Origin of the sequence: Vulcanisaeta distributa JCM 11216, assembly GCF_001315985.1 — an archaeon.
Taxonomy (GTDB): Archaea; Thermoproteota; Thermoprotei; order Thermoproteales; family Thermocladiaceae; genus Vulcanisaeta; species Vulcanisaeta distributa_E.
The window spans coordinates 23,682-49,026 of record NZ_BBBI01000015.1 but is presented as its reverse complement, the minus strand read 5'-3'; the positions used below and the strand labels follow the sequence as shown (position 1 = coordinate 49,026).

Genomic DNA, 25,345 nt, shown 5'->3' with positions numbered 1-25,345 from the left:
AGGCTTGAGGGTTGATAGTGGGGCCACTGATAGAATAGTTAACCAGTTATTGGCAGAGATGGATGGAATTGCGCCGTTGAAGAATGTCGTGGTTATCGCAGCGACGAATAGGGCCGACATAATAGACCCGGCCCTATTAAGACCTGGTAGGTTCGATAGGATAGTTTATGTGCCACCACCAGATGAGGATGCCAGGTTCGAGATACTCAAGGTTCACATAAGGGGGGGCTTGAAGCTTGCCGATGATATTAAGGACGGTAATTACAAGTACCTTAAGGACCTAGCGAGAAGAACCGAGGGATATACTGGCGCTGACTTGGCTGCATTAGTTAGGGAGGCTGCCATGCTTGCACTAAGGGAGACGATTAGGAGCAATACAAGTCAAGTTAAGCCTGTTGGAATTGAGCACTTCGAGGAAGCTCTGAAGGTCGTTCCACCATCGTTAGCCAAGCAAGATATTGCCAGGTTTGAGGAGATGGCTAGGAACCTTAGGAGGGCATTAAGGGGTCTCTAATCTTTCGTACTCAATCCTCTTCTTAATAAATACATCAACACCGTAAATAGGCTTGGCAGGTACACCAGCGACAACCTCACCTGGCGGTACATCCTTGGTCACGACAGAGCCCGCCGCAACCACGGCATTCTCGCCAACCTCAATACCGGCTATTAGGGTTGCATTGGCGCCAATAACGGCATTCCTCCTAATCCTAACACCATCAAGCCTCTTACTCGGTGGGTACTTATCGTTAGTTATCACGACGTTGGGCCCTAGGAATACGTTATCCTCTATGACCGTGCCCCCCCTCGGTATGTAGACCATGCTCTGTATACTAACGTTACTGCCGATCACCGTGTCCCCCCCATCGATAATGACCCCCCCAGACCCAATCCTTGTATTCGCGCCAACCCTCGTGTTCTCCCTAATCAATGCGTTATGCCCCCCCGTCTCAACACCATCACCAATCTCCACATTCTCGTAGATAATGACATTACTCCTAACAATGCAGTTCCTACCAATTATGGCGCCATTACTAACCTCATCCATTAACTGCTCAATGATGGAACCCCCCCTATCCCTCACGCTCAGGAGTTTTGACCTGATTGGGTGGCCTATAACAACGAATGGTTCCACTATGGTACCCTCACCTATCAATGAGGGTCCAAGTACCATTAAATCCCTGCCTATATTTTTACTCAGTATTTTTGCCCTTGGAGATATGTACGTCATTAATTAATTAACACGAGATAAGTATTTAAACAATTACCAAGTCAATATTAATTGCAATGAGTTATTACCCGGCACCACCTCCACCCCCCCACGTGAGGACCCAATAGCCAGGATTCTTAGGGAGATAATGAACCTGAGTGGTAAAGTTGATCAATTATCCAAGAACCTAATGGACATAAGTACTAGGGTTGAGAGCTTGGAGAATAGGGTTAATGAAATTGAGAAATCACTATCAAGTCTAATTAAGGCCCAGGAATTAATTAGTGGAATAACACCGCAAAGTATGGCTGAATTAGCTGGTATGCTTTCCAATACGTTGAGGGAATTGACTAGGATTGAGGCATCGTTAATTGCCTATAGGGATTCGATATCCTCAATACAGGGTAAGGTTGAGAACGCCGTAGACCTCTTGGCGAAGGTGACAATGGATCTGAGAGAGTATAGAACACTTGATGTTAACCAGGTTGTTGAGATCACGAATCAACTATCTAATGTTGCTACGAGACTTAATGAGCTTCAGAAGCTCGTCGAGGAGCAGGGCATTAGGTTAATCTCTGAGTATAGAAAAAGTTCTGAGACTATTGAGGGACTTAAGTCAGTTATTTTGGATATTTTAGGTAAGGGTGCTGGTAAGCCTTAATTCTGTGTTGTTTTTCATCATGTTCAATTTATTTTAGAATAATAAAAGCAAAGTATATTAGTTCCCTTGTTTAAATTACGTAACGTGTTTAGGCCTAAAGAGCCTTCGGAGCTTTACCAAAGGATTAATGATATAACTAACCTACTTCAGGCATTGCAGCAGAATATTCAGGAATTAATTAGTACCGTTAACCAAATGCAGAAGAATCTTCAATCCATTTCGCTTGGAGTTGATAGGAATGATAGGACGATTCAAGACGCAGTTAAGGTCATAAATTCATCAACTGCGGAAATGGCTAACAGAGTAGCTCAAATGAATACCATAGTTAATCAATTCAATGATACGAGCAAAAAACTTATTGATTCATTACTCAATGCCCTCGATAAAATAAACAATCTCCTGGATAGGCTACAGGGATTATCAAGCAGTATGCAGCAAAGCCTTGCAAGCACCACATCGACTCTTGAATTAATTAATAATAACGTTAAGGATCTTAGCACTAAAATCGAGAGTGGTGTTGATAAGGCATCAGTCCTTGTCTCGGAGGTATCTAAGTTGAGTAATTTATTGGCTGAGTTGAACAAGGTGTATAACGAGGTCCTCAATAGGGAGAAGGACCTGGAGAATAAGTTACTCGATATAAGTAGGAGGGAGAGTGATGTCTCGGTTAGGGAGAAGAGTATCGAAGAGCTTAGGCAAAAACTGGAGAACGACAGGAAAGCGCTTGAGGAAGAGAGAGCTAAGTTGAATGAAATGAGTATGTTATGGTATCTCTCATAGCGCTCTCTAATCAATTAACAACGAGACTCAATGAGCTTGAAAATAGGGAGAAGATACTGGCTGAGAGGGAGAAGGCGCTCAGCGAGAAGGAGGTCAAGCTTAGGGATTGGGAAGTTGAATTGAAAGCCCGTGAACAGAGACTTGAGATGGAGGCCGTAAGGATTGATGCCGAGAACGCGAGACTTAGGGAACTGGAGAAGAGGGAGCAGGAAATTAAGGAAAGACTTGAGCAACTGGCTCAAAAGGAGGCGGAACTTAGAGAGTTTGAGAAGAAGCTTAATGAGAGACAGGACGCACTTAATAAGCTCGAGGCAGAACTCAAGGATAAGGAAGGCAAGCTCAATTCCTTAGAGAACTTACTCAGGGAAAGGGAAGATGCACTGAAGAGGCTCGATGAAGAGATTAGTAAGAGGAGGAAAGAGATTATGGAGAAGCTCGAACCACTGATGACAAAGCTATTAGAGGAGGAGAAGAGACTCACGGATTGGGAGAAGAGACTCCTTGATAAGGAGAGGGAGTTAATGAATTACCAGAGGGCATTGATAATTAGGGAGAACACACTGGTTGAGTTGAGGGAGAAGCTTGATAAGGAAAGGGAGGAACTGGAGAGTAAAATGAGGGAAGTAACGAGGATCGAGAGTGAGTGCCAGGACATACGTAAGAAGTATGAGCAATTGCTTAAAGAGAGGGAGGAGTTGATGAAAATCATTGAAAGCAAGGATAAGGAACTTAGTCAGTTAAGGGCTTTGATTAAGAAGTAGTTAAATAACTACAATAAGTACATACGAAAGTACTAAAATAATGTTAATAATATTTAATGCTAACGAGAAGAAGGCTAATATGCGTTTTAGTTTCCCAATAATCAATTCCTTATCCGTATATGCAGTATTAATGTCATACCAGGTCTGTTTAATTGAAAGAAATGATGTGAAGAAGCTGATTAGTGCTAGGACGAGCACGGTTATATCCATGATAAAGTTGCCCTTACTAGGTAAGTAAGTACCTGCTAATGACGATAATAAGATGGCGTAAACAGCCACAGCAAGGACAATAGCCGCCACCAATAATTTAGACATGTTAATCACCTCAATACATCCATTAACCTGTTAATTACGAAATCCTTACCGAGCATTGCTAGGTAAGGCGCAATCCTAGGGCCACTCGGTCTACCAAAGAAGATTAAATACGTAGCCTCAAAGAAGGCCCTCTCGACATTCTTATCCTCCCTGGGGGGGACTCTCTTCATTGCCTCCTTGATATTATCCTCACTCCAAACATCAATCTTCTCAAGCTCCTGGAGTAATAACCTCAGCTTACTTCTTTGCATATCGGTTAATGAGGTCCTAATCGTCTCCGGCATCTCCTCAAGAACCCTAATCCTATAGGTCTCAGGCGCGTACCTACTGACCCAGTTACGGGCCTTAATGAGTCTCGACTTAATCCTCTCACGGGATAATTCATCCAATTCCTTAGTGAGTATCTTCGTCTCCCTCAGTCTCTTAATGACTCTCTCCATAAGCTCTTCCTCACTTAATGACTGCGGCAATGTCTGTATCAGAGCAACTGCATGCAGATATGGCAGTTGAAACGGCATCTCCTTAGGCAGTGGTCTCCTCATCTGTGCATACTCATAGGACTTGATAATTAGGTCGAGGTAATCCTTCTCCTTGGGGCTTGGCTTGTCAACACCGTAGTAAAGACGCTCAGCCCTGTCATAAATATCCACGTATTGATAAACCGAGTCAAGACTGAAGGTAAGCCTTTTTGTCGGTTCGTGGAATATGTATATGTACCTAAGAACCTCGGGCTCCGCAACCTCAACCCACTCCCTCGGTGTGAAACCTATGAAGTCACTACTACCCATGTCACCCACGTCCTTACCATTAACCACATAACCAACCCACTCATACCAAGTACCCAACGGTGGATTAACACCATAAACAGTCTTGGCAATCTCGATAGCGGAGTCCCTGGAACCACCTGGCATTGCGTGGTCCTTTCCATAAGGCTCGAAGTCAACTTGTAACGTGTACCAAACACCAACCCACTCAACCCTCCACGGAAGCTTACCATCAGTCAACTTAGCCCTACCAACATGCCCACAATACGTACACCTATACTCAACCTCATACTTATCAAGGTCTAGTTTCGTGACCTCCGCAGTGCCGATCCTACCGCAGTTCTCGCAAATTGGCTCGAAGGGTATCCAATCCTTCGGATACGGATTCCTACCCCCCCTATACTTATTAATGACCTCAATCAACCTCTCCCTATTCCTCATAGTCATTACTATGAACTCCCTCATCCTAGGATGCTCCCTATACATCTCGCCGGTCGTTATAACCTCAACATTCTTCGCGAAGTAATCAAGGTAATCACCAAAATCCCTCCAGTAATGATCAACCCAGGACTTATGACAACCCTTGGGATCCGGGACACGCTCAAGGGGCCACTCAACATACTTCCTACCAACCTCGGGATTCAAGAACTGCTCAAGCTGCTTGTCCTTACCCTTCCAGGGATCCACCGTGTACAGGGTCAAGACCTGCCTAACCCTCAATCCCGCATCCCTTAATTTCTCGGCAATGACACTATTCAGTATTATCTCACCCCTAAGCCTACCAATGTGCTGAAGCCCAGAAACACTCAAGCCGCCATTAAGTATGCACTCGTCCTTACCCTCACTACGGCACCTCTCAAGAACTTGGCTCGCTATCCTATCAACAATGGGTATAACTCATTACGATTAAAGAACCAACTGGCAATTTATAAGTTATCCCAGGCCAACAGCTTTAGCCACCCTCCGCAGGCGGTAGAAACACTACCTCATCATTATCACTGAGTCTCGTAGCCAATCCATTAAGCCACTCAATGGCCTTACCATTAACTAGCACGACGTATTCACTCCTCAACTTACCATCACCATCAAGTACGGCCTCGGTGAACTTGGGATTGAATGTATGCGTAATCAAATCAATAAGGCCACCCACAGAAAGGTTATTTGGTACCTCAAGCTCTATCTTAAATGTACCAATCAACTCATAAAGACCGCCAAAAAACTTAACCCTAACCCTCACAGACCAGGTTGAAAAATACAGCACATAAAAATCTAACTCAACGCCCCACGTTTAAGCCCGAAACCTATAAGGCCTACTACGTTATTGATGCATTAAACCCTCGGTAATTGGAAAACGGGACAAGGTGATTGCCACCATTAATGCATAGGACGCAAGGGTTTTCTAAATTATTTCAGTGTCGTATATGATTAAATGCCCTTAACAAAAATTAAGAATTATTTTATACGTGAGCATCAACAATACTGGAAGCATTTATAAAGACACTGTTTCATATAATTTACGTGTCGCAGTTAAGCGAGGAGGAGCGTGTTTGGGCTTTGGTCGCTTGGATAATACCACTTATTGGCGGAGTAATTGGCTTAGTTATTAAGCCTGGTTCTGGTTATGTTAGGCATTGGTCATATCTGAGTATTGCCTTTGGAATAGTTATTATTGGTGTTGAGGTTATTCTTGGAATATTATCACTCATAACAATCCTCATACTACCCATGCACATAGTAATAGTTGTGCTGGGCTACCTAGCTGGGCTGGCGCTTTTAATAACCTGGATAATAGGCATACTAAGAGTACTTAATATAACCTATTGGAAACCAATGATTATATACGACATAGCAAAAATGATTGGCGCACCTTAGGCATGCAATCAATATCACCTACAATTCACAAAACTCAAAACTATATCCTTAATCATACAAGTGCTTATGACCAATTGACTGGTGCCCCCCCGGCCGGGATTTGAACCCGGGTCACGGGCTCGAAAGGCCCACATACTTGACCGGGCTATACTACCGGGGCTCGTAATCATTAGAAACGCGTCGGTTTTTAAGTCTTTATCCTGTTCCTTCCCGTCATTAAGGAGTATGGGTTAATTAATTTAAGTTCGTGATTTTACGGTTGATTTGATGCCCATTACCGTATTTAGGAATGATGATATTTACTTTGTTAGGTTTTCAGTGAGTAAACGCCCTAGGAGAGCTGCCTTTGTGGTTGGTAGTTTTACAGCGTTCATGAAGCCCATCGAGCTTGGGTTTTGCGGCTCTGATTATTGCGCCTACGTTTCACTACCCCCCAGGTAAGTATTATTATAGGTATTTAATTGATGGCGAGGTTATCCTTGATGATGGACCTGTGGAGAATGGGTTTAATGTACTTAAGCTTGGCGGGGGGGTCGTTAGGAGGGTCCGTGGAGTTAGGCGCAGGTTATTTAGGGCGATTTATGGGGATATTCGTTGATAGGTTTGGGTGTAGGAGGGAGGGTGGCCCGAGGGATAGGCTCGGCGGTGACCTGACCTTCATTAGGGATAGGCTTGGTTACATTAGGTCCATGGGCTTTGACACAATTTACTTAACGCCAATCTTTAGGGCAGCGTCTTACCATAGGTATGACGTTATTGATTACTTCAACGTTGATGATGATTTAGGCGGTAATAAGGCGTTTAAGGAATTATTGAGGAGCGCGCATAATCTTGGTATTAAGTTAATACTTGACTTGCCTATTCATCACACTGGTTCCGAGCACCCTGCCTTTAAGGCAGCCCTAAATGGCGATCCTGAGTACTCCCGTTGGTATTACATCTATGATGGTGATTATGAGAAGTTCATGGATGTCAAGAGAATGCCTAAACTTAACATGAAGTTCGCCGGTGAGTGGGTTAAGGGCATAGTACTTCATTGGGCGTTAATGGGTGTTGACGCCTTCAGGATTGATGTTGGCGCCGGCATACCACCCTGGTTTTTGTGGGACCTAAGGAACTTCATTAATAAGCCATTAATTGCCGAGGTCTGGGGGGGCGATCCATTCCTATGGAGGAATGCCGTTGATGGCGTCATGAATTACCAGGTCTGGGAACCATTAATTAAATTCCTACATGGTGAGGTCAGCGCTGAGGATTTTGCTCAAGTGCTTAAGAGGCAATTGAACGTATTACCAAAACACTTCCTAATCAACTCCTGGCTCTTTGTGGATACGCACGATACACCAAGAGCAATAACTATGCTTGACGGCGATATTGAGAAGTTTAAGGCAGCATTAGTATTCATATACACCTGGATCGGAACCCCAATGCTCTATTACGGTGATGAAATTATGCTTGAGGGAGGTCCTGACCCTGATAATAGGAGGTGCATGGATTGGAAAAGAGTCAATGATTCCAACACCCTTCATGAATTCATAAGAAGGCTATCGGAATTAACCCTAACGCCTAGGTACGTAACGGCTAATTCAAGCGAATTAATATATTACGATAATAGGTTCGAGATCAGATTAAGTAATGAACTAAGGAAATATAGCGGTGGTATCTTAAGCGGCGATTACTTCATTATTAAGAGTAGATAACTTGCTAAGAATCATCGATACTTAACGGTCATTAATAACTGCTTATTAATGAGTATACCTAGGTATAAACATATAGATAAATATCTAATTTTTGACTTCTTTATTTATGAACATTCATGAATTATATAAATTAATCACGGTAATGCTTTTAAACCTATTCATAATACCTGAATGCGTATGAACAAGCTTGGACTATCCAAGGGGGGGGTTATAATAGGCATAGTCGTTGCCGTAATAGTCATAATAGCCGCAGTCGTGGCAGTGGTTTACCTTTACAAGCCATCAAAACCATCAACACCACCAACAACGACATCACAGAACGTAACAACCACAACACCTCCACCGCAAAACTCAACGTCAACGCAAGTAACTGCACCGGGCTTTACAATACCAATGTCGTACTTCACGCCACAGAACGTCTATAATTCAAGCTTCGCTCAAATGTTCTGTTCAAAGGTTGGTAACGTAACAATAACGGTCTGGAACACCTACAGCGTTAGTGAGAACCAGGCATTCAACGCCTCACTGGCATCCTTTGAGCAGTTGTACCCATGCATACACGTTGAGGTCACCTATGGCGTTGGCATTGCAACTAGTAACTTCATATCAGCCGCAAAGGCAGGCCAAGCCCCCAATCGTATATAGGGATTCAAGTGATGATGCCGGTAAGTTATTCGCAGCAGGCCTACTACTTAACTTAAGTGAGTACTTATTACCATCAGTATTCGAACAATACCTACCACTGCCGCCCAGAACTTCTACCTAAACACGCCAAGTGCCCATGGTTATTACGGCTTACCCGACAACATAAACTACATAGTCATGTTCTACAACAAGCAATACATAACATCACCACCAAACACCACAGACCAACTAATCAACACGTGCCTACAGGTCAATAGCACGTACCACGTGTGGTGCATCGCCTACGGTGTTGGCTCCGAGTGGGGGGCTATAGATTCGCGGCTTGGTTCGCTGGCTTTGGTGGGCAGATATTCGGCCCCCCCAACAACATGCCACAACTCAACTCAAGCGCCATGGCTGATGCCCTGGAATTCTGGTACAACCTAACATACGGCTTACACATAAATGCCCCAGACATGAACCAAGCCTTGAGGGTCAATTATTCACGAGCAATGAGACCGCCATCATCTTTGACGGGCCGTGGGATCTTGGGACATACTTCAAGGCCCTTGGTTGCAACCTGGGTGCTGCGCCATTGCCTGTTGTTAGTCAGACAGGTCTACATGCGAGCCCGTTAATAGGTAGTACTGGTTGGGTGATTGCATCGCCGCAGGCCAGTGGTGCTACACCGCAGCAGTTGGAGGCTGCGTTGGTGTTCATACTGTACATGACCGGGCCGCAGGCGGACCTTAACCTGTGGAATTATGCACATGACATACCTGCCAATGTACAGGCCTATAATCAGGCAGTTAGCCAATTGGAGGCTGGGCAGTTAACGCCGTCGTGCCTAAACGGCATTATGGAGGGTATATTCGCCCAGGCACAGTATGGCCAGAAGTTCCCCAACATACCCGCAATGGCTTACTACTGGAATGCATTCCACCAGTACGCGACTGCCTACTTCGCTAACCAGACGACTGCTCAGGCCGCTGCCCAGGGCATGGAGCAGTACATGCTCCAGCAGATGGCTCAGTCAGGCGGTTAGGTTTAGGTGATTGATAATGGATTCCCTTCAAAAACTAGACCGTATCTTTATCCAATACCTTTACCTCCTTCCCATCATTGCCATTGCATTATTCCTATTTCTATACCCAGTGGCTTACGCCGTGTACATATCATTCACAAACTTCGACCTTTTTCATCTATTTCATTACTCATTTGTTGGGTTAAGGATCTATCAGGAAATTTTGTCGAGTGGTATGTTCTACACGTTATTGTTAAACACGGTGATTTGGACAGTGGGTAGTTTAGTCCCGATGGTGGTTACCGGATTCATATTGGCCCTAATACTTAATCAGAGGGATATTAAGGGTAGGAATGTATTCTTTACGTTACTCCTGGTACCCTGGGCATTCCCAGCATATATATCCCTGGTGATTTGGTATGGTATGTGGAATTACGAATATGGAATAATCAATAAATTCCTAGGGTTATTCGGTATCCCACCAATTAATTGGTTATCATTCACGAACACCGCCTGGGTTGCGTTAATACTAACGAACCTGTGGTTATCATTCCCATACTACACGGCAGTCTTCCTATCAAGCCTACAGAGCATACCGAGTGAGTTGTACGATATTGCCGTGGTTGATGGCGCCAATGCATGGCACAGGTTTAGGTACATAACACTGCCCCCTAATGAGGAGTGCCATAGCCTTCGTCAGTGTTGGCGGCTTCGTTTTTACATGGAATAACTTTTACCCAATATATATACTGACTAGTGGCGGACCTGGTATATCAACTGATATATTAATTGTTTATACATATCAAGAGGCATTCTCATACGGCTATTACAACATTGCCGCTGCCTACTCAGTATCTCAACGATAATTTTGACAATAATGGCAGTACTAATGCTCAGGGTTGGTAGGGTTCTCGAGGTGATAACATGAGCAATAAGTACAGCCTAAAGAATAGGATGATTAGATGGGTTAGGCTTGGGATTTCATATATAGTATTAACTATAACAGCGATCATAGCAGTATTCCCAATATACTACATAATAATCACGTCCATAAACCCAATACCAACACTAGCCTCAATAACCCTACGCTCGCTCCTACCTGAGCACCCATCCCTGGAGGCGTATTACTACATATTGTTTAAGGAACCATTCTTACTATGGCTTAGGAACAGCTTGATTCTCGCGACAGGCACTATAGCCATTACGGTGATTGTCACCTTCATAACCGGGGGGGCAGCCCTGTCAAGGTTTAACGTGCCCGGGAAAACAACGTTAATGGTGGCGATTTACGTCATGACATTCTTCCCATTCGCAGCAACGGCATTACCATTGTACCTAATGTTCGCATCATTGGGTATGCTTAAGGGATGGACCGTATACATAGCCCTAATACTGGCCTATTCTGGAGGTACGTCTATATTTAGTTCATACCTAGTTAAGGTATTTCTCGATAGGGTACCTAAGGACTATGAGGAGGCCGCGTTAATCGATGGATTAACTAGGCTTGGGGGGGCATTCTTCAGGATTCTCTTGCCAATGGCTAAGCCAATAATTGCGTTTGTGGCGCTCTTGGCGTTCATGGGGGCCTACACGGATTATGCATTGGCATACGCGTTCATAGCAAAGGGTAATATGCGAACGTTAACCCTGGGTATGTATTACCTGGCCTTCGTGAATAGGGCAACACTGTATAACGTGCTTGCCGCGTTTTCCGTGCTCATGGGGATACCGATATTTGCAATATTCATAGCATTCCAGAAGTACTTGGTACAGGTATACGCAATGGGTGGGGTTAAGGCATGATAGATTGAAAATATTTAAAAGAATAATTGAAAAGAAAAGTTTAAATATCTAAAAAATACCCAAATAATATGACAATTTAAATAATATACACGGTAACTCTTTTACTAATAGTAAAAGCACTACTCACGACACCCATAACTCGATGCCCAAAGCTCATGCCCATATGTAGCACCCCTCAATGTGACACTAACGTCGGGTCCTGCATATAACAGATTGCCTGATGCAGATAAGCCTAGTAAATGATGAAAAACAGTGGGAATTATTTTTCTTCTTTGTCTAATTCCTTGGAAATTATTGAGTAGTACCTACTGAGTACGGGGGGGCATCCACGGCCACCATTAAGGCAGAAATTGATGAACTTACTTCTACTTACCCTCCAGTCCTCGGGTGGCATGAGTATGCAGCGCTCACCATCGTATGTCCTCTGATAAAAGACGCACCTATTCCCACTACTAGATGACACAGTAAATCACGGTGCACCAGCCTTATTTTTATTACTCCGGCTTAATTTTTTCTTCAATTCCCTTAAACAAGTCTCACAGCATAGGTAATACGTCCTCCTACCCCTCCTATATATTATTGGCACTGTTATGGTCCCGCCGCAATAATCACACACCAAACCAATACTAACCAACTGCTTACCTACGGGTCTTAACGCTATGTGGACTTCATCCCTATCCCTAAGCCTGTCAATGATGGTTACCAACTCATTGAAGTCCCTAGCCCTCACAATCACCATGTACCTGCCATCAACCAACTTATAGCAATCACCAAGATCCATGTGCGGCTCCCTAGTTATTACGAATGCCCTTGGCGAATCCTCCGGCACATCCACCGTGAATTTAACGCCTTTGCTAATTAATGACTTTAGTGCCCTATACACAGTTACCCTTGACACGCCAAGTCTCTCGGCAATCTCCGAAACACTCGCCCTGGCATTCTCCCTAAGTATATTTAGTACCCTAATCTCAATATCCGTGAACCTAGAAACAAGTGTTTCCTGTTTCATTGGAGCTGATTAACAAATTGTTCTTGATAAACTATACAGTTCAGTGCATTAATTGCACTCCCGTATGGGTAAGGCTATAGACCTGTATGTGGTATGGAGGTTGATACAAGTACGCAGTATAAAGCCATCTACAAAGGTAGGGTATACTACTTCTGCTCACCAATGTGTAAACGGGCATTCGAGACGAACCCTGAGTATTACTTGACGCATGGACCCCCCCAGGGAATGCCGCATGAGCATTAGGTGAGCCATGGTGAGTATTGATGATGAGTTGAGTAGGGTAGGTATTGGACTCAGGTTTAGTAATGGTAGGGAGGTCCACCTTAAAATCATTGGAATGCACTGCGCGACTTGTTCCCTGACCGTGCAAAAAGCGTTATTATCGGTTAATGGCGTGTTGTCGGTCAGCGTCAGTCTCGCTAGTGATGAGGCGGTCGTGATAGTCGACCCAGCGCGGTTTGACTATGCCAAGGCCCTAAAGGCCGTGCAGAGGGTTGGTTACGATATTTACAGAGAAACGATAACATTCACATTAAGGAGACTTGAGCCTGAGGAGGTCAACTCAGTAATTAGAACGCTACGTATTCCGGGAGTATTTAGTGTTGTTCCGAATCCCGTTAATCATACAGTCACTGTCACATACAACCCACTGGAGATTAATGAGGGAGAGCTTAGGTCCATAATCGAGAATGCGGGCTTTAAGGTAATTAATATGAGTAGAGGAAGTGCTGAGGACCTTGATGTTGATAGGAAAGCCGTTGAGATGGACCTAAAGGACATTAAGGCTAGGCTTATTGTCGCTATTCCTTTGACCACCCTAATATTTATACTTGAAACCCTAAGTATGGCAGGCTCATTTCAGGCACACTATACGCTATTGCATCCTTTGCTTTATCGGCACCAGTTCAATTCTACTCAGGAATGCGCTTCATAAAGGGCGCCGTTAGGGCTCTTCGAAACGCTATCGCCAATATGGATACCCTAGTAACGCTTGGTACGTTGTCGGCATACGTATTCAGCGTGTTGGTGTTGGCTCATGTGTTTGGTGGGAATGTATTCTTCGACTCCAGCGCGGCGATAATCACGTTTGTACTGATTGGTCGTTACCTGGAGACGGGACTTAAGCTTAGGGTCAGTTCCACGATGAGGGAATTAGCAAGGCTTTATCCAAGGAGTGTTAGGGTGATTAGAGGTAGTGTCGAGACTGAGGTCCCTGTTAACGAGGTCAAACCTGGTGATATTGCCATTGTTAAGGAGGGTGAGGTAATACCCGTGGATGGTTATGTGGATGGTGGCGAGGGTTATGTGGATGAATCCGTGATGACCGGAGAACCAAGGCCGAGACACAGGGGGGGTGTTGGTGACCTGGTGTTGGCCGGCACAGTACTCACGAGGGGGGGTTACTTGAGGATTAGGGTGACCAGGAGTGGTGAATACGCCTTTATTACTCAAGTGATCAAGCAGGCGAGGCAGGCTCAGTCACTTCGTTTACCTATACAATCACTCGTGGATAGGGTCGCCTCTTACTTCACGTGGTTCGTAATAGCGGCTGGCGCGGTTACCTTCGTCGCTTGGTACCTATTGGGTGCGCCCATTTATGTGGCTGTGCTTCACATGGCCTCCGTATTGGTTATCGCATGCCCATGCGCCCTCGGTCTAGCCACACCAATAAGTGTGGTGGCGGGCACGAACAACGCCTTAAAGCATGGCATTTTAATTAGGGATTCCAGGGCAATAGAGCTCAGCCCAAGGATTAGGGCAATAGCCTTTGATAAGACGGGCACCCTAACCAGGGGGGGCAGGTTCGAGGTTATTTCGGTAATTGGTGATGAGAAGGCACTGTACTACGCGGCAGTGGCGGAGAGGGGGGGTTCCGAGCACCCAATAGCCAGGGCTATTCTTGAAAGGGCGAGGGAGGTTTATGGGGAAATCCCTGGTGCGGATAATTATGATACCATACCTGGCATGGGCATTATTGCCCAATGGAATGGCTTAACAATAGGTGTTGGTAATGGGAAGCTGGTTAAGGGTTTTGAGGCAGTAATTAACTCGGAAATTGAGGGAAAAGTCCGTGAGAGTGTGGATAATGGTTATACCGTAGTTTATGTAATAGTCAACAATGAGGTGCTGGGGGGGGCTATAGTGCTTGGTGATACCTTAAGGCCTGAGACCCCTGCAGTAATTAATGAGTTAAGGCGTATGGGTATGGTGCCCGTGATCGTCACTGGCGATAGGGCTGAGGCGGCGAGGGTGGTGGCTAGGAAGTTGGGTATCGAGCACGTCTATGCGGGATTAACACCTGATGAGAAGGCTGACGTGATTAAGGAATTGAAGAGTAAGGTTGGCGTAGTTGCCATGGTGGGTGATGGCATTAATGATGCCGTGGCTTTAAAAACTGCCGACATTGGCATAGCCATGGGCGTGGGCACCGATGTGGCGAAAATGGCTGGTGATGTGGTATTACTTGATAGCGACTTAATTAAGGTAATAAGTTTCATTAAATTATCAAGGAAGATACTGAGTAACATTAGGTTTAACGTATTGTATGCGTTCATTTACAATGCCGTATTAATACCAATAGCCGCTGGTGCCGTCCCTGGGCTCACCATAAGCTGAGTGGGCTGGGTTAGCAATGGCATTAAGTAGTATAACGGTAACGTTAAATGCATTAAGGCTCAGGCAAAGCCGTGTTTAATGAATTACCTAACTAAGTAAGTCTTAATAACTAACTTAGGTTTTCAACTACTTGTATGAGTGTGATCGTGGAGATAGCGGTTGACCCAATAGGAACAGGTTCCCCCCCAAGTGTTGGTGATTACATTAAAGTGGCGATAGACGTGATTAGGAGGTCAGGTTATAAGTACGAAATCGGCCCCCCCATGGGCACCTCGGTTGAGCTCCCAAGTGTTGAGGCATTGGGCAAATTGCTTCAGGACATACATGATGCCCTGTATAAAGCCGGTATTAAGAGGATCGTCACCACGGTCAGGATTGATGATAGGAGGGATAAGGCCATTACTATGGCTTATAAGGTTGAGAGGGTCAGTAGGTGATTATGGTTAAGATACGTATTAAGCTTGGCACTGTATTTGATGATCCCGAATTCTTTGAGGTTAAAATGAACTGTACTAAGTGCGGTAAGTGTTGCCTAAGCACGCAAATGGAGCTCTTACCTGAGGATATTGAGAGGATAATTAGGCTTGGTTACGGGCTCAGTGACTTTGCGGTATTTGATGGAGAGATGTGGAGGTTAAGGAATGTGGATGGGCATTGTGTCTTCCTTAATCCACAGACCATGGAGTGCACCATTTATGAAAATAGACCAATTGGTTGTAGGATATACCCGTTAGTCTACGATGATGCTGAGGGACCGTACATTGATAAGGAGTGTCCGGCATGGAATACCGTAGATCGTAATGAAATAAAAAGACTTGGGAAATACTTACCACTATTTATAACGAGATCAAATCAAACAAGTCAATGGGTAAGATTGAGATACGGTATTCGCTCTTATTAATTTTACTTAGTTAAATAATACTTTAATACATCACCCCCCCTGATAAGTACCCTGATAAACATCATTATATTAATTAAGTCATGTTTTTACAGCGTTTAGTACTTAATTTATGTATTTCATAGTTCGTTTATTAAGTCATTTCGATAATCCTATTGATTTATATTTAACTATTTTTATCATTTAGAGATAAATAACCTACCAGAAGCATTTATAAAACCCCAATACTTACGGTTCATGAGTTAATATGGCAGAGGTAACAGAATTCATCATTCTTGGGAGAGGTGGACAGGGCGGTGTCACTGCTGCTAGGATCCTTGTGTCTGCGGCTCTTAAGGATGGTAAGTGGGGGGGTCAGGCGATTCCTGAGTTTGGTGCTGAACGTAGGGGGGGCGCCGTTGTTAAATCCTACGCAAGGATTGCCAACAAGCCAGTGTCTCTTCATAGTAATGTGAGGAAGGCTGATGTGCTTATTGTTCTGGTATCTAACGTTCTTGACCTGGTTAATATCGATGAGTTAATGAAGGGTAGGGATTCGATGATTATTGTCAATTCATCATCGCCAATAAGAACGGGATACAGGACTTATTATGTTGATGCAACATCTATAAGCGAGAAGCTCGGGCTCGTGATTGCTGGTTGGCACATAGTGAGTACGCCACTGCTTGGTGCGGTTGCCAAGGTGACCGGTGTTGTGAGTCTTGACTCAATCATTGCCTCATTACCTGAGTTTGTTGGTAGGGAGAACCTGGTTAAATTGAATGCGGAGGCCGTTAAGATGGGTTATGAATTGGTAAGGGGGGGGTGAGTGAAATGGGTGTGGCTGAAAAATTGAGGGGGGGTTTACTATTGTCAACACCAGCCGAGGGCGCCGGTGGTAGGACAGGTACATGGCGTGTTTATAGACCCGTGATTAATTATTCCAAGTGCACTAAGTGCGGTCTTTGCTGGCTTTACTGCCCTGAGAATGTGATTGAGTGGCTTGAGGACAAGAGTGTCAGGATTAACTATGATTATTGTAAGGGCTGTGGAATATGCGCAGATGTTTGTCCTGTCAAGGCAATTGATATGATTAAAGAGGGGGGGTGGTGTGAATGAGCAGCCAGGTACCTCTTGCGAAACAGGTTAGGAAGGTCTTGGTCGGAGATCATGCAGTTGCCGAAGCCGTGAAATTAGCCAGAGTTAATGTGATCTCTGCGTATCCAATAACGCCGCAGACTCTCATTGTTGAGAGGATCAGTGAGATGATTGAGAAGGGCGAGTTAAAGGCTGATTACGTGAGGGTTGAGAGCGAGTTTGCGGCATTGGCCACAGTATACGGAGCAGCCGCGGGTGGCGCGAGGGCATTTACCGCAACCTCAAGCCACGGCCTATTCTACATGTATGAGATGCTTTGGTGGGCCGCAGCCTCAAGGGTTCCACTGGTCATGGCCGTGGTCACGAGAGTCGTTGGTCCACCGTGGAACATACATGATGAGCACACGGACCTGCTAGCCATTAGGGATAGTGGTTGGATAATTGGCATGGCTCAGAACGTGCAGGAGGCCTTTGACATGACATTAACAGCCTTCAAGATAAGTGAGAATGATAGAGTATTATTACCAGTAGCTGTTGGGCTTGATGGCTTCATACTTAGCCACACGGCGGAGCCCCTAGATGTACCATCGCAAGAGGATGTGGATGCTTGGTTACCGCCTAGGAATCCAAGGATCCCATATACTATTGAGCCTGGTGGTGAGGCCATCACAATGGGTAACTTGCCTGGTAATGACGTCTACCACGCATTACTTAAGAAATACATGGATGAGTCTATGGAGTCAGCGAAGAAGGTCATTTCGGAGGTTTACAATGAGTATGGTAAGTTAACGGGTAGGAGGTATGGGCCACTGACTGAGTGCTACAGGTGTAGTGATGCTAAGTACCTAGCCGTATCAATGGGTGCGTGGAGTGGGGGGGATATAATGAACGCAATTGATAGCTTAGGGATGAGGGTTACCCAATTGGTTTGTTGAGGATTAGGTACATAAGGCCATTTCCTGAGGAGGACATTACTGGCTGGATTAATGGCGTGAAGGGTGTCATAGTATTTGACAGGGATTACTCAGTGGGTATGGGCGGTGTGTTAGCAAGTGAAATCAGTGGCTTGGTGCCGAGTAACATCTCCTTCGAGGGCGTCCTAGCCGGTCTTGGCGGATTCGACGTTTCAGCCGATGAATTTAAGGTAATAATGAAGGACTTTTTAGATAAAAGCGAACGCGAGGGCCTAGTGAGGGTTAGGAAGTATTGGTATATACCTAAGATTGAGAGGTGATGTGCATGGTCACCATAACCGAACTACATAAGTACGGCAGGACTAAGTTTATCATGCCAGGCACCGCAGCATGCCCTGGCTGCCCATTGCAAGTTGGTATGAGGCAGTTGGCTATGGCCCTTGACGGCAAGTTCGTCATGGTGATACCGGCGGGGGGGTGCTCAAGTGTAATACCTGGCTCCGCACCATACACAGCATACACAGTGCCTGTACTTCATGTGCCATTCGCATCAAGCCCGGCGGTGGCCAGCGGCTTGGTGAGGGCCATTAGGCAGAGAGGCATTAATGGGCCTGTGGTTGTTTGGGCTGGCGATGGCGCAACTGCGGATATTGGTTTCGCCACATTAAGTGGTGCTGCGTATAGGAATGAGGACATTCTCTATGTGATGGCTGATAATGAGGCCTACATGAACACGGGGATCCAGGCAAGTGGCACAACGTCTTGGATGGCTTGGACAACAACATCGCCAAGGGGTAAGACTGAGGATAGGAAGGATGTGGCGTTGATAATGCTCATGCATAAGGTGCCCTACGTAGCCACGGCAAGTATTGCTACCCAATGGACTTCATCGACAAGGTTAGGAGGGCAATGCAGGTCAAAGGCTTTAGGTTCATACACCTCCATGCGCCATGCCCACCAGGCTGGAAGATGGATGATTCATACACAATTAGGGCGGCTAGGCTCGCTGTTGAGACCGGTGCCTGGGTTCTATGGGAGTATAACCAGGGCAAGTTGACGATAAGTCCACCAAGCCTCCCATACAAGGATAAGTCTAGGAGGAAGCCATTGGAGGAGTACATAAAGATTCAGGGTAGGTTCGCACACCTTAAGCCTGAGGATATCAAGATCATGGAGGAGAAGATAGATAGGCAGTGGGACTTAATACTCAAGTTAGCTGAGATTTTCAAATAATCATTATCAAATAAAATTTAATAATTATGCAAGTCCTAGAACCGCAATGAGCTGGAGCTTATTGGAAGCATTGAGGAATAAGCCAGACGTTGTCAGGGACTCGCTTAAAAAGAGGAGGATGGACGTTAGCGTTGTTGATAGATTCATCGAATTGGATAGTAAGTGGAGAAGCCTTAAGGCGGAGATTGATGAGCTAAGGCATAGACATAACGTAATCACCAGGGAGGTTAGTAAGTTGAGTGGTGCTGAGAGGGAGAGGAAGATAATGGAGGCCAAGGAATTACTGAATGAGATTCAGAGGAGGGAGGAGGAGTTAGAAAGTGTTGAGAGGGAGAGGGAGAGGGTGCTTAGGTCAATACCGAACCTTGTTCATGAAAGTGTACCCTACAATTGCCCGGAGGGTGTTGATTCAATACCGGTCAGGTTCTATGGAACGCCCAAGGTTTGGGTTAGCTACCTAAAGGACTTCAAGGACCAAACAGAACGCTTTGGTTTCAATGTGCCGTATGAAGCCATTGATTGGAAACCCATTGGGCATGCCGATATGCTCGAGCTTGTGCTTAATATGGGCGATACCCTCAAGGCCGGTGAGGTGGCTGGATCAAGGTTTTACTATTTATTTGATGACTTGGTGATGCTTGATATGCACTGCTAGCTTACGCTATTGACCACATGACCAAGAAGGGCTTCAGACTCGTGCTTCCACCATACATGCTGAAGTACGAGGTCCTTTCCGAGATACTAGACATGGAGACCTTCAAGGACATGGTATATAAGGTGGAGAATGAGGACCTATACCTAATAGGCACTGCGGAACACCCAATAGCCGCCTATCTAAGGCATACGGAGCTCCTTGAGGACCAATTACCATTACTATTCGTTGGAGTATCACCGAGCTTCAGGAGGGAGGCCAGTGCGGGTAATAGGGATATGAAGGGTATCTTCAGGGTTCACCAGTTCCATAAGGTTGAGCAGTTCGTGTTTTCATTACCTGAGGAGAGTTGGAAGTGGCATGAGGAATTGATTAGGAATGCAGAGGAGCTGTGGCAAGGCCTTGGCCTACCGCATAGAGTAGTATTACTTTGTGCACACGACATGGCAGGTGCGCCGCTAAGCAGTACGACCTTGAGGTTTGGATGCCTGCCCAGGGAATGTATAGGGAAATGGTATCATGCAGCAATTGTACTGACTGGCAGTCCGCAAAGCTTGGGATCAGGGTTCTCAGGAAGGACATGAGGAGGGAGTTCGTGCATACCCTTAACTCGACGGCCATAGCGAGTACGAGAGCTATAACGGCAATACTTGAGAACTACCAGGAACCTGATGGCACCGTGGTAATACCCAAGGTCCTGAGGAAGTATCTAGAGATATTTAGCAAGGGACCAACTGACGCAATTTATCCTAGAAAGAAGGTTAAGAGGGATGATAAGGGTAACCCAATTATCGAGTAAATCACCGCTGAAAAACCTCAGCATCATTCCATAAATTATTAAAGTATGTTTTTGCAATATCAATTATGTAATCCTGCCTTGAGTATAGGCTTATGTAGTCCATGCCATGTTTAATTATAAGGACAACACCACCAATACCTATAAAGCCACCGCCAAATAGCTTATCTCTAACCCTAATATGTATTCTAGGCGGTAAGTCCTTAACGTGGTAGGTTATGTCGCGGGAAACTAATAACCTGGTCTCGTTATTGCGTGATATGTCCTCAATCATAGATAACACCCTATGGTCAAGCAGCTCTATGTACGGTGTTGCAACGTCAAGATTGCCATAACCCATGGATTTCATTATTAACTCCTTAGTGCTATCAAGTCCTCTAACAACGTAAAGCAGCTCGCTTTGGGCGGTTACCCTACCCTTATATGTCGATTCATACATTAACTGCAATGAATCTATTAATGGCTTTATTGAATTAACGTAATCAGAAAATCTCTGTATTAATCTATTGAATATGTCCGTTGGAGACACGGCATAGAATAACTCGGGTCTCTTCTTGTCATCAATTTCAACGTAACCTAACCTGTACAGTTTATGAAGCACTGAGTAAACCTTCGATGAAGGAATACTAGCCTTTAATGCAACGTCCCTAGCGGTTAATGGGCCGTTCTCCACAAGAGCAATGTAGGCCTTTATGTCATAACTAGTCAATCCAATGAGCCTAGCAAGTTCTTGAAGTCTCTTCTCAATGCTCATACTAAAACACTTCTGAGAGTATCAATTGGTGACAAAGCTTTTAAATAATTAACCCTCAAGTTCCGTAATGGTTCAGGTAGTGGCGGCGAAAACAGAACTAATTGAAGCGCAAAGACCAAGAAAGCCTCTTGTGGATTTAAGTAGGTTTAAATTGCCTAAGCACTACAGGAATACCCTAGAAAATGAGAGACTACAGCAGATGTGGAAGAAGCAATTTGGTTTGCCTGACCATGTTAGGGTTGTTAAGGTCTCGGTATCCGTGTGCCCGGTCTGCAGTAGGCAGATACCAATGGTTGTTTATGAGGAGGATGGGGGGGCGATATGGCTGAAGAAGACTTGCCCAGAACACGGAACCTTCAGGGACCTGTACTGGGGGGGCGATGCTGAGCTTTACTACTACTTCCTCCAGTGGGATGCCCCTGAATACATCGGTAAGGGCACTGCGAATCCCAATACTGACCTGAACTACTACGTAACCACCAGCGGTTGTCCCTTCGCTTGCGGATTGTGTCCCGTTCATAAGACAAATACTGTGCTTGCAATAATTGACGTGACAAATAGATGCAACATGAAGTGCCCCGTGTGCTTTGCCAACGCCTATGCAGCTGGTTACGTATATGAGCCAACGCTCGAACAAATAGAATACATGCTCAGGACCCTTAGGGCTCAGAAGCCTTGGGCGCCAAATGCCATTCAATTTAGTGGTGGTGAACCAACACTAAGGAATGATTTGCCAGAAATTATTAGGATGGCTAAGGCGCTCGGCTTTGATCACATTGAGGTTAATACTAATGGTATAAGGCTTGCAAATGATATTGACTACTACAAGAAGTTATTGGATGCCGGTATGTCAACGATTTATCTACAATTTGATACTATAGACCCTAATAATCAAGGTGTATGGAGACATAGGCTTTATGACCCCAGGGCGTATGCGGCCGTTAAGAAGAAGGTTATTGAGAACGCCAGGAAGCTTGGTCATAGGTCCGTGGTTTTAGTGGTTACGATGGCCAGGAACTACAATGATAAGGATATTGGTAAGATAATTGACTTCGCGGTTGAGAATAGGGATGTGGTTAGGTGGATTAATATACAGCCTGTGGCCTTCGCGGGCAGAGCTAAGGAGTATAGTCCCGAGGAGATTAGGCAATTTAGGATCACAATACCCGATGTGCTTATCGAGATTGAGGAACAGACAGGTGGTAAGATTAGTAGGTGGGATTGGAGACCGGTTAATTGGCCCGTGGCCCTTGGTAAGCTTGTTGAGGCAATAACAGGTAGTCCAAAGCCGATATTCGGCAATAACCCGGTTTGCGGAGCATCAACGTTTATTTACTATGACCAGGATACTAAGGAAATACTCCCAATAACGAAAATCGTCGATGTTGATGGCTTCGAAAAGGCCGTCTGGGACATACACGGCAAGGCCGTTAGAGGCGGTGTTTGGAGGGGGGAATAGCCACTGTGGAAACCTTAAAGTTGCTCAGATACGTTAAGCACAAGAGCTTTAGGAACATACTCGCTAATTTCCTGATAAAGAAGGACTATGAATCGCTGGGTCAGGTCATGTTTAACGTGATTGGACTCGGGATAATGCACTTCATGGATGTCTTTAACTTCGATGTACATAGGGTCCAGAGGTGCGATATACACTACGCAACGCCTGACGGTAGGATAATACCCTTCTGCACAATGAATAACTTCCACAGGGATAAGGTTGAGCACAGCTTTAAGATGGATGTGAAGGACTGGCTTAAGATAAAGCTTGCAAAGAACACCGCGGTTTATATATGATTTATTCCGTATTTATTAATCCCACACCTAAGTAATTATTAAAATAAGTATTTTCGTACCGCATTATGTGAAATCAAAGAGTAAAGTCGTTTTGGATTCTATTATTAATTCATCAGATAGCTTACTAATGGTAGTGCCACCATTCATAAACTCTCTATTTTCAGCCATAGCCCTATTAATGGAGAGATTTAGGAGGGGGGGTTTGATAACACACGTAACACTATTAACGCTGGATTCATTAAACGACTTAAGGAGGGATGTAATAGGCAGGTATAATTCAATACTACTTATTGACCCGCCAGTGGTCATGAGACTCAATGAATTGGCGAACACCATCAATGGAAAAAAGACGCTTATAATTGGTAGGGAAGGCATTGATTGGGTCAATACTGATGCTTACCTTGAATTCAACGAATCAATGCCCCCAACTAATATGGCAATTACTAAATAATGAATTAAGCCAAGATTCAATAAGGTTCCTAGAAACAGCCGTTATCCACGAATTTTCCGTAACCCCTGATTACAATATTTCATTATTTAATGGATGGCTAACAACCGAACTCATTAATTATCCAGCATTACCTGGCATACTTAGGCTACCACTAAGTATTTCACTTTCACGAGCATTCTCACCAGTAATACCTGGAATTACTGGTAATGAGAATGAGGCTAAGAACCTCGTAAAGACAATCGCCAAAAGAACTGATGCAACATATAAGGAACTTAATGAGGGAGAAGTGATGGCATTGTTAAAATATATTGGTGATTTCATGCTGAGGTCTGGGTTTAGAGGTGATTACCTTGATAAACTCGTGCTTATGCATAGGAAGTGGGTCAATACGGATTTTGATGTTCTAGAGTCCATATTAGCCGTAGAGTCCCAATTAGTGCTTTGGGAATATGCAGGTGGTTTATTAAACCCAGTACTTAATCCACAGAGTATTAAGGCTATGGATAACTTAATCACTAGATATATGGCCATATTTGGTGAGCTTGTGGGTCAACTAGATAAGGACAGTATTATGGTTAGGCAAGGTTATCAACCATTAACATTAATTGATAGATTATGCTCAATCATTGGTTTCAAAACCGAGAGTAAGAATAAAATCTTCCTATTGGAAAATGAAGAAACACAATTAATTTGTGCATTTAATGAGGACGTTACGGACGCTGAATTAGTGTTCAAACGTGGTAATTACTCAATAGTAGTAAGAGGCTTGAGACAATGATTATCAGAGGCAAGGTTACTCTTGAAATCACGATGAAGTCCATTGATGAATGCCAAGTAGCCGTGTCTTCATTATTACCTGACGAAAAAGAACTGCCGCCTGGCTTGTTGTCAATGATTAAATGCATTGATGGTAAATTAATTTATGAAGTTACGTATAATGTAGAGAGCGATAGAATATTAAGTGTTTATAATACAATCGACGATTTCATTAGGAGCCTTAGGGTAGTGATGGAATCCCTCAATAAGTTAGGAAGGTAAAAATATAAAAAGGGTTTTTTGATTGTCGATAAGACCAACGTGTCTGAGCAGAAGCAGGTTAAGACAGGTAAGTGGATGATCAAGAAATGGTACATTGTATACGCGCCCGCGTTATTTAACGGGATAGAACTTGGTGAGATACCTGCTAATGAACCTAACGCGCTTATTGGCAGGACCATAGAGGTTACATTATTTGACATAACGAGGGATCTCGGTCATTTACACATAAAGTTAAGATTCCAAATAGACAAAGTTGAGGGTGAGAAGGCCTACACAAGGTTTAAGGGCATGGAATTGACGAGAGATTACGTAAAGAGCCTAATTAGAAGAGGCTCCAGTCTCATACAGCTGATTCAGGATATAAATACCACGGACAACGCGTTACTTAGGGTTACAATATTGGCAATGACACCAACAAGATGTAAATCAAGTCAAAAGAGAGCCATTAGGAGTGAGTTTTCAAAGGCATTAAATGAGGTTGCGGGCAAGGTTGACTTTAATGGTTTTATAAAGGCCGCAGTATTTGGCGATGTTAGCAATCAATTATTTGCCGTTGGTAAGAGGATATACCCCCTTAAGGAAGGTTGAGGTTTTCAAGATAA

At 44.5% G+C, this 25,345-nt stretch carries 29 protein-coding genes, 1 tRNA gene and 5 pseudogenes; 27 read left to right on the top strand and 8 right to left on the bottom strand.

The window, feature by feature from the left end; translation table 11 throughout:
• Positions 1–514, top strand: a 514-nt coding sequence (locus JCM11216_RS11090) for an AAA family ATPase (protein WP_243676119.1), incomplete at its 5' end; no start/stop codon positions are given.
• On the opposite strand, the gene JCM11216_RS11085 is transcribed toward JCM11216_RS11090, so the two are convergent.
• Positions 500–1,228, bottom strand: a complete 729-nt coding sequence (locus JCM11216_RS11085; protein ID WP_054854231.1) for an acyltransferase — start codon at positions 1,226–1,228, stop codon at positions 500–502. The genes JCM11216_RS11090 and JCM11216_RS11085 overlap by 15 nt on opposite strands.
• Positions 1,229–1,355: 127 nt before the next feature.
• On the opposite strand from JCM11216_RS11085, the gene JCM11216_RS11080 reads away from it, so the two are divergent.
• From JCM11216_RS11080 to JCM11216_RS19260, 3 genes are all read left to right on the top strand, one after another.
• Positions 1,356–1,868 carry a hypothetical protein gene (locus JCM11216_RS11080; protein ID WP_243676118.1) on the top strand — a complete coding sequence of 171 codons (513 nt, stop codon included), beginning with the start codon at positions 1,356–1,358 and terminating at the stop codon, positions 1,866–1,868.
• An 84-nt stretch (positions 1,869–1,952) separates the two neighbouring features.
• Complete coding sequence (locus JCM11216_RS19265) at positions 1,953–2,648, top strand: hypothetical protein (protein ID WP_243676117.1); 696 nt, start codon at positions 1,953–1,955, stop codon at positions 2,646–2,648.
• The gene (locus tag JCM11216_RS19260) at positions 2,633–3,409 is read left to right on the top strand and encodes a hypothetical protein (protein ID WP_243676116.1); all 777 of its coding nucleotides are present in this window, start codon (positions 2,633–2,635) and stop codon (positions 3,407–3,409) included. The genes JCM11216_RS19265 and JCM11216_RS19260 overlap by 16 nt, the downstream gene beginning before the upstream one ends.
• On the opposite strand, the gene JCM11216_RS11070 is transcribed toward JCM11216_RS19260, so the two are convergent.
• The 3 genes from JCM11216_RS11070 to JCM11216_RS11060 all read right to left on the bottom strand — a co-directional run bounded on the left by JCM11216_RS11070 (position 3,410) and on the right by JCM11216_RS11060 (position 5,725).
• Positions 3,410–3,724 (bottom strand): hypothetical protein, encoded by a 315-nt coding sequence (locus tag JCM11216_RS11070; RefSeq protein WP_054854235.1) that lies wholly within the window; start codon positions 3,722–3,724, stop codon positions 3,410–3,412.
• Positions 3,725–3,729: 5 nt separating this feature from the next.
• On the bottom strand, positions 3,730–5,313 hold the full coding sequence (gene lysS / locus JCM11216_RS11065) for a lysine--tRNA ligase (RefSeq protein WP_243676122.1): 1,584 nt from the start codon (positions 5,311–5,313) through the stop codon (positions 3,730–3,732).
• A 127-nt stretch (positions 5,314–5,440) separates the two neighbouring features.
• On the bottom strand, positions 5,441–5,725 hold the full coding sequence (locus tag JCM11216_RS11060) for a MoaD/ThiS family protein (RefSeq protein WP_054854230.1): 285 nt from the start codon (positions 5,723–5,725) through the stop codon (positions 5,441–5,443).
• 281 nt (positions 5,726–6,006) lie between these two features.
• Here JCM11216_RS11060 and JCM11216_RS11055 point away from each other — a divergent pair, with 281 nt between their 5' ends.
• Positions 6,007–6,360 (top strand): hypothetical protein, encoded by a 354-nt coding sequence (locus tag JCM11216_RS11055; RefSeq protein ID WP_054854229.1) that lies wholly within the window; start codon positions 6,007–6,009, stop codon positions 6,358–6,360.
• 79 nt (positions 6,361–6,439) lie between these two features.
• Here JCM11216_RS11055 and JCM11216_RS11050 read toward each other — a convergent pair.
• Positions 6,440–6,520: transfer RNA gene (locus tag JCM11216_RS11050), tRNA-Glu, on the bottom strand.
• 107 nt (positions 6,521–6,627) lie between these two features.
• Here JCM11216_RS11050 and JCM11216_RS19255 point away from each other — a divergent pair.
• The 8 genes from JCM11216_RS19255 to JCM11216_RS11030 all read left to right on the top strand — a co-directional run bounded on the left by JCM11216_RS19255 (position 6,628) and on the right by JCM11216_RS11030 (position 11,511).
• Positions 6,628–6,801 (top strand): hypothetical protein, encoded by a 174-nt coding sequence (locus tag JCM11216_RS19255; protein WP_243676115.1) that lies wholly within the window; start codon positions 6,628–6,630, stop codon positions 6,799–6,801.
• On the top strand, positions 6,749–6,958 hold the full coding sequence (locus tag JCM11216_RS19250) for a hypothetical protein (RefSeq protein WP_243676114.1): 210 nt from the start codon (positions 6,749–6,751) through the stop codon (positions 6,956–6,958). Before JCM11216_RS19255 ends, JCM11216_RS19250 begins: the two co-directional genes overlap by 53 nt.
• On the top strand, positions 6,942–8,060 hold the full coding sequence (locus tag JCM11216_RS11045) for an alpha-amylase family glycosyl hydrolase (RefSeq protein ID WP_243676113.1): 1,119 nt from the start codon (positions 6,942–6,944) through the stop codon (positions 8,058–8,060). The genes JCM11216_RS19250 and JCM11216_RS11045 overlap by 17 nt, the downstream gene beginning before the upstream one ends.
• 177 nt (positions 8,061–8,237) lie before the next feature.
• The gene (locus JCM11216_RS19245; RefSeq protein ID WP_243676112.1) at positions 8,238–8,705 is read left to right on the top strand and encodes a hypothetical protein; all 468 of its coding nucleotides are present in this window, start codon (positions 8,238–8,240) and stop codon (positions 8,703–8,705) included.
• Positions 8,706–8,882: 177 nt separating this feature from the next.
• Positions 8,883–9,131, top strand: coding sequence for a hypothetical protein (locus JCM11216_RS19240; protein WP_243676111.1), 249 nt, complete (start codon positions 8,883–8,885; stop codon positions 9,129–9,131).
• 79 nt (positions 9,132–9,210) lie between these two features.
• Positions 9,211–9,729, top strand: coding sequence for a hypothetical protein (locus JCM11216_RS19235; protein ID WP_243676121.1), 519 nt, complete (start codon positions 9,211–9,213; stop codon positions 9,727–9,729).
• A gap of 16 nt (positions 9,730–9,745) precedes the next feature.
• A complete protein-coding gene (locus tag JCM11216_RS11035; RefSeq protein ID WP_243676110.1) occupies positions 9,746–10,438 on the top strand; it encodes a sugar ABC transporter permease in 693 nt (230 codons plus the stop codon).
• Positions 10,439–10,632: 194 nt separating this feature from the next.
• Positions 10,633–11,511, top strand: a complete 879-nt coding sequence (locus JCM11216_RS11030; RefSeq protein ID WP_054854228.1) for an ABC transporter permease subunit — start codon at positions 10,633–10,635, stop codon at positions 11,509–11,511.
• Positions 11,512–11,770: 259 nt separating this feature from the next.
• Here JCM11216_RS11030 and JCM11216_RS11025 read toward each other — a convergent pair whose 3' ends face one another.
• Positions 11,771–11,974 carry a hypothetical protein gene (locus JCM11216_RS11025; RefSeq protein WP_054854227.1) on the bottom strand — a complete coding sequence of 68 codons (204 nt, stop codon included), beginning with the start codon at positions 11,972–11,974 and terminating at the stop codon, positions 11,771–11,773.
• Positions 11,975–11,980: 6 nt separating this feature from the next.
• A complete protein-coding gene (locus JCM11216_RS11020; protein ID WP_054854226.1) occupies positions 11,981–12,520 on the bottom strand; it encodes a TRASH domain-containing protein in 540 nt (179 codons plus the stop codon).
• A 93-nt stretch (positions 12,521–12,613) separates the two neighbouring features.
• Here JCM11216_RS11020 and JCM11216_RS19230 point away from each other — a divergent pair, with 93 nt between their 5' ends.
• The 9 genes and pseudogenes from JCM11216_RS19230 to serS all read left to right on the top strand — a co-directional run bounded on the left by JCM11216_RS19230 (position 12,614) and on the right by serS (position 20,709).
• Positions 12,614–12,763 (top strand): YHS domain-containing protein, encoded by a 150-nt coding sequence (locus tag JCM11216_RS19230; protein ID WP_243676109.1) that lies wholly within the window; start codon positions 12,614–12,616, stop codon positions 12,761–12,763.
• 7 nt (positions 12,764–12,770) lie between these two features.
• Positions 12,771–15,215 (top strand): annotated as a pseudogene (locus JCM11216_RS11015) (heavy metal translocating P-type ATPase).
• A 55-nt stretch (positions 15,216–15,270) separates the two neighbouring features.
• Positions 15,271–15,573, top strand: a complete 303-nt coding sequence (locus tag JCM11216_RS11010) for an MTH1187 family thiamine-binding protein (RefSeq protein ID WP_054854225.1) — start codon at positions 15,271–15,273, stop codon at positions 15,571–15,573.
• Between the two features lie 2 nt (positions 15,574–15,575).
• The gene (locus tag JCM11216_RS11005; RefSeq protein ID WP_054854224.1) at positions 15,576–16,037 is read left to right on the top strand and encodes a YkgJ family cysteine cluster protein; all 462 of its coding nucleotides are present in this window, start codon (positions 15,576–15,578) and stop codon (positions 16,035–16,037) included.
• Between the two features lie 244 nt (positions 16,038–16,281).
• Positions 16,282–16,842 carry a 2-oxoacid:acceptor oxidoreductase family protein gene (locus JCM11216_RS11000; protein ID WP_054854223.1) on the top strand — a complete coding sequence of 187 codons (561 nt, stop codon included), beginning with the start codon at positions 16,282–16,284 and terminating at the stop codon, positions 16,840–16,842.
• Positions 16,843–16,847: 5 nt separating this feature from the next.
• Positions 16,848–17,132: a 4Fe-4S binding protein gene (locus JCM11216_RS10995; protein WP_054854234.1), complete on the top strand. Its 285-nt coding sequence runs from the start codon at positions 16,848–16,850 to the stop codon at positions 17,130–17,132.
• Positions 17,129–18,345 (top strand): annotated as a pseudogene (locus JCM11216_RS10990) (pyruvate ferredoxin oxidoreductase). The gene JCM11216_RS10995 and the pseudogene JCM11216_RS10990 overlap by 4 nt, the downstream one beginning before the upstream one ends.
• Before the next feature lie 5 nt (positions 18,346–18,350).
• Positions 18,351–19,258, top strand: a pseudogene (locus tag JCM11216_RS10985) (3-methyl-2-oxobutanoate dehydrogenase subunit beta).
• Between the two features lie 46 nt (positions 19,259–19,304).
• A pseudogene (serS, locus tag JCM11216_RS10980) lies at positions 19,305–20,709 on the top strand (serine--tRNA ligase).
• Position 20,710: 1 nt separating this feature from the next.
• On the opposite strand, the gene JCM11216_RS10975 reads toward serS, so the two are convergent.
• Positions 20,711–21,460, bottom strand: coding sequence for a helix-turn-helix domain-containing protein (locus JCM11216_RS10975; protein ID WP_054854222.1), 750 nt, complete (start codon positions 21,458–21,460; stop codon positions 20,711–20,713).
• Between the two features lie 67 nt (positions 21,461–21,527).
• Between JCM11216_RS10975 and JCM11216_RS10970 the strand changes: the two are divergent.
• The 5 genes and pseudogenes from JCM11216_RS10970 (at position 21,528) to JCM11216_RS10950 (ending at position 25,331) form a co-directional block, all read left to right on the top strand.
• Positions 21,528–23,254, top strand: a pseudogene (locus tag JCM11216_RS10970) (radical SAM protein).
• Between the two features lie 127 nt (positions 23,255–23,381).
• Positions 23,382–23,705, top strand: a complete 324-nt coding sequence (locus JCM11216_RS10965) for a hypothetical protein (RefSeq protein ID WP_243676108.1) — start codon at positions 23,382–23,384, stop codon at positions 23,703–23,705.
• On the top strand, positions 23,647–24,483 hold the full coding sequence (locus JCM11216_RS10960) for a hypothetical protein (protein WP_243676107.1): 837 nt from the start codon (positions 23,647–23,649) through the stop codon (positions 24,481–24,483). The genes JCM11216_RS10965 and JCM11216_RS10960 overlap by 59 nt, the downstream gene beginning before the upstream one ends.
• A complete protein-coding gene (locus JCM11216_RS10955; protein WP_054854219.1) occupies positions 24,480–24,743 on the top strand; it encodes a KEOPS complex subunit Pcc1 in 264 nt (87 codons plus the stop codon). The genes JCM11216_RS10960 and JCM11216_RS10955 overlap by 4 nt, the downstream gene beginning before the upstream one ends.
• Positions 24,744–24,761: 18 nt before the next feature.
• Positions 24,762–25,331 (top strand): 30S ribosomal protein S3ae, encoded by a 570-nt coding sequence (locus JCM11216_RS10950; RefSeq protein WP_243676106.1) that lies wholly within the window; start codon positions 24,762–24,764, stop codon positions 25,329–25,331.
• Positions 25,332–25,345 lie beyond the last annotated feature (14 nt).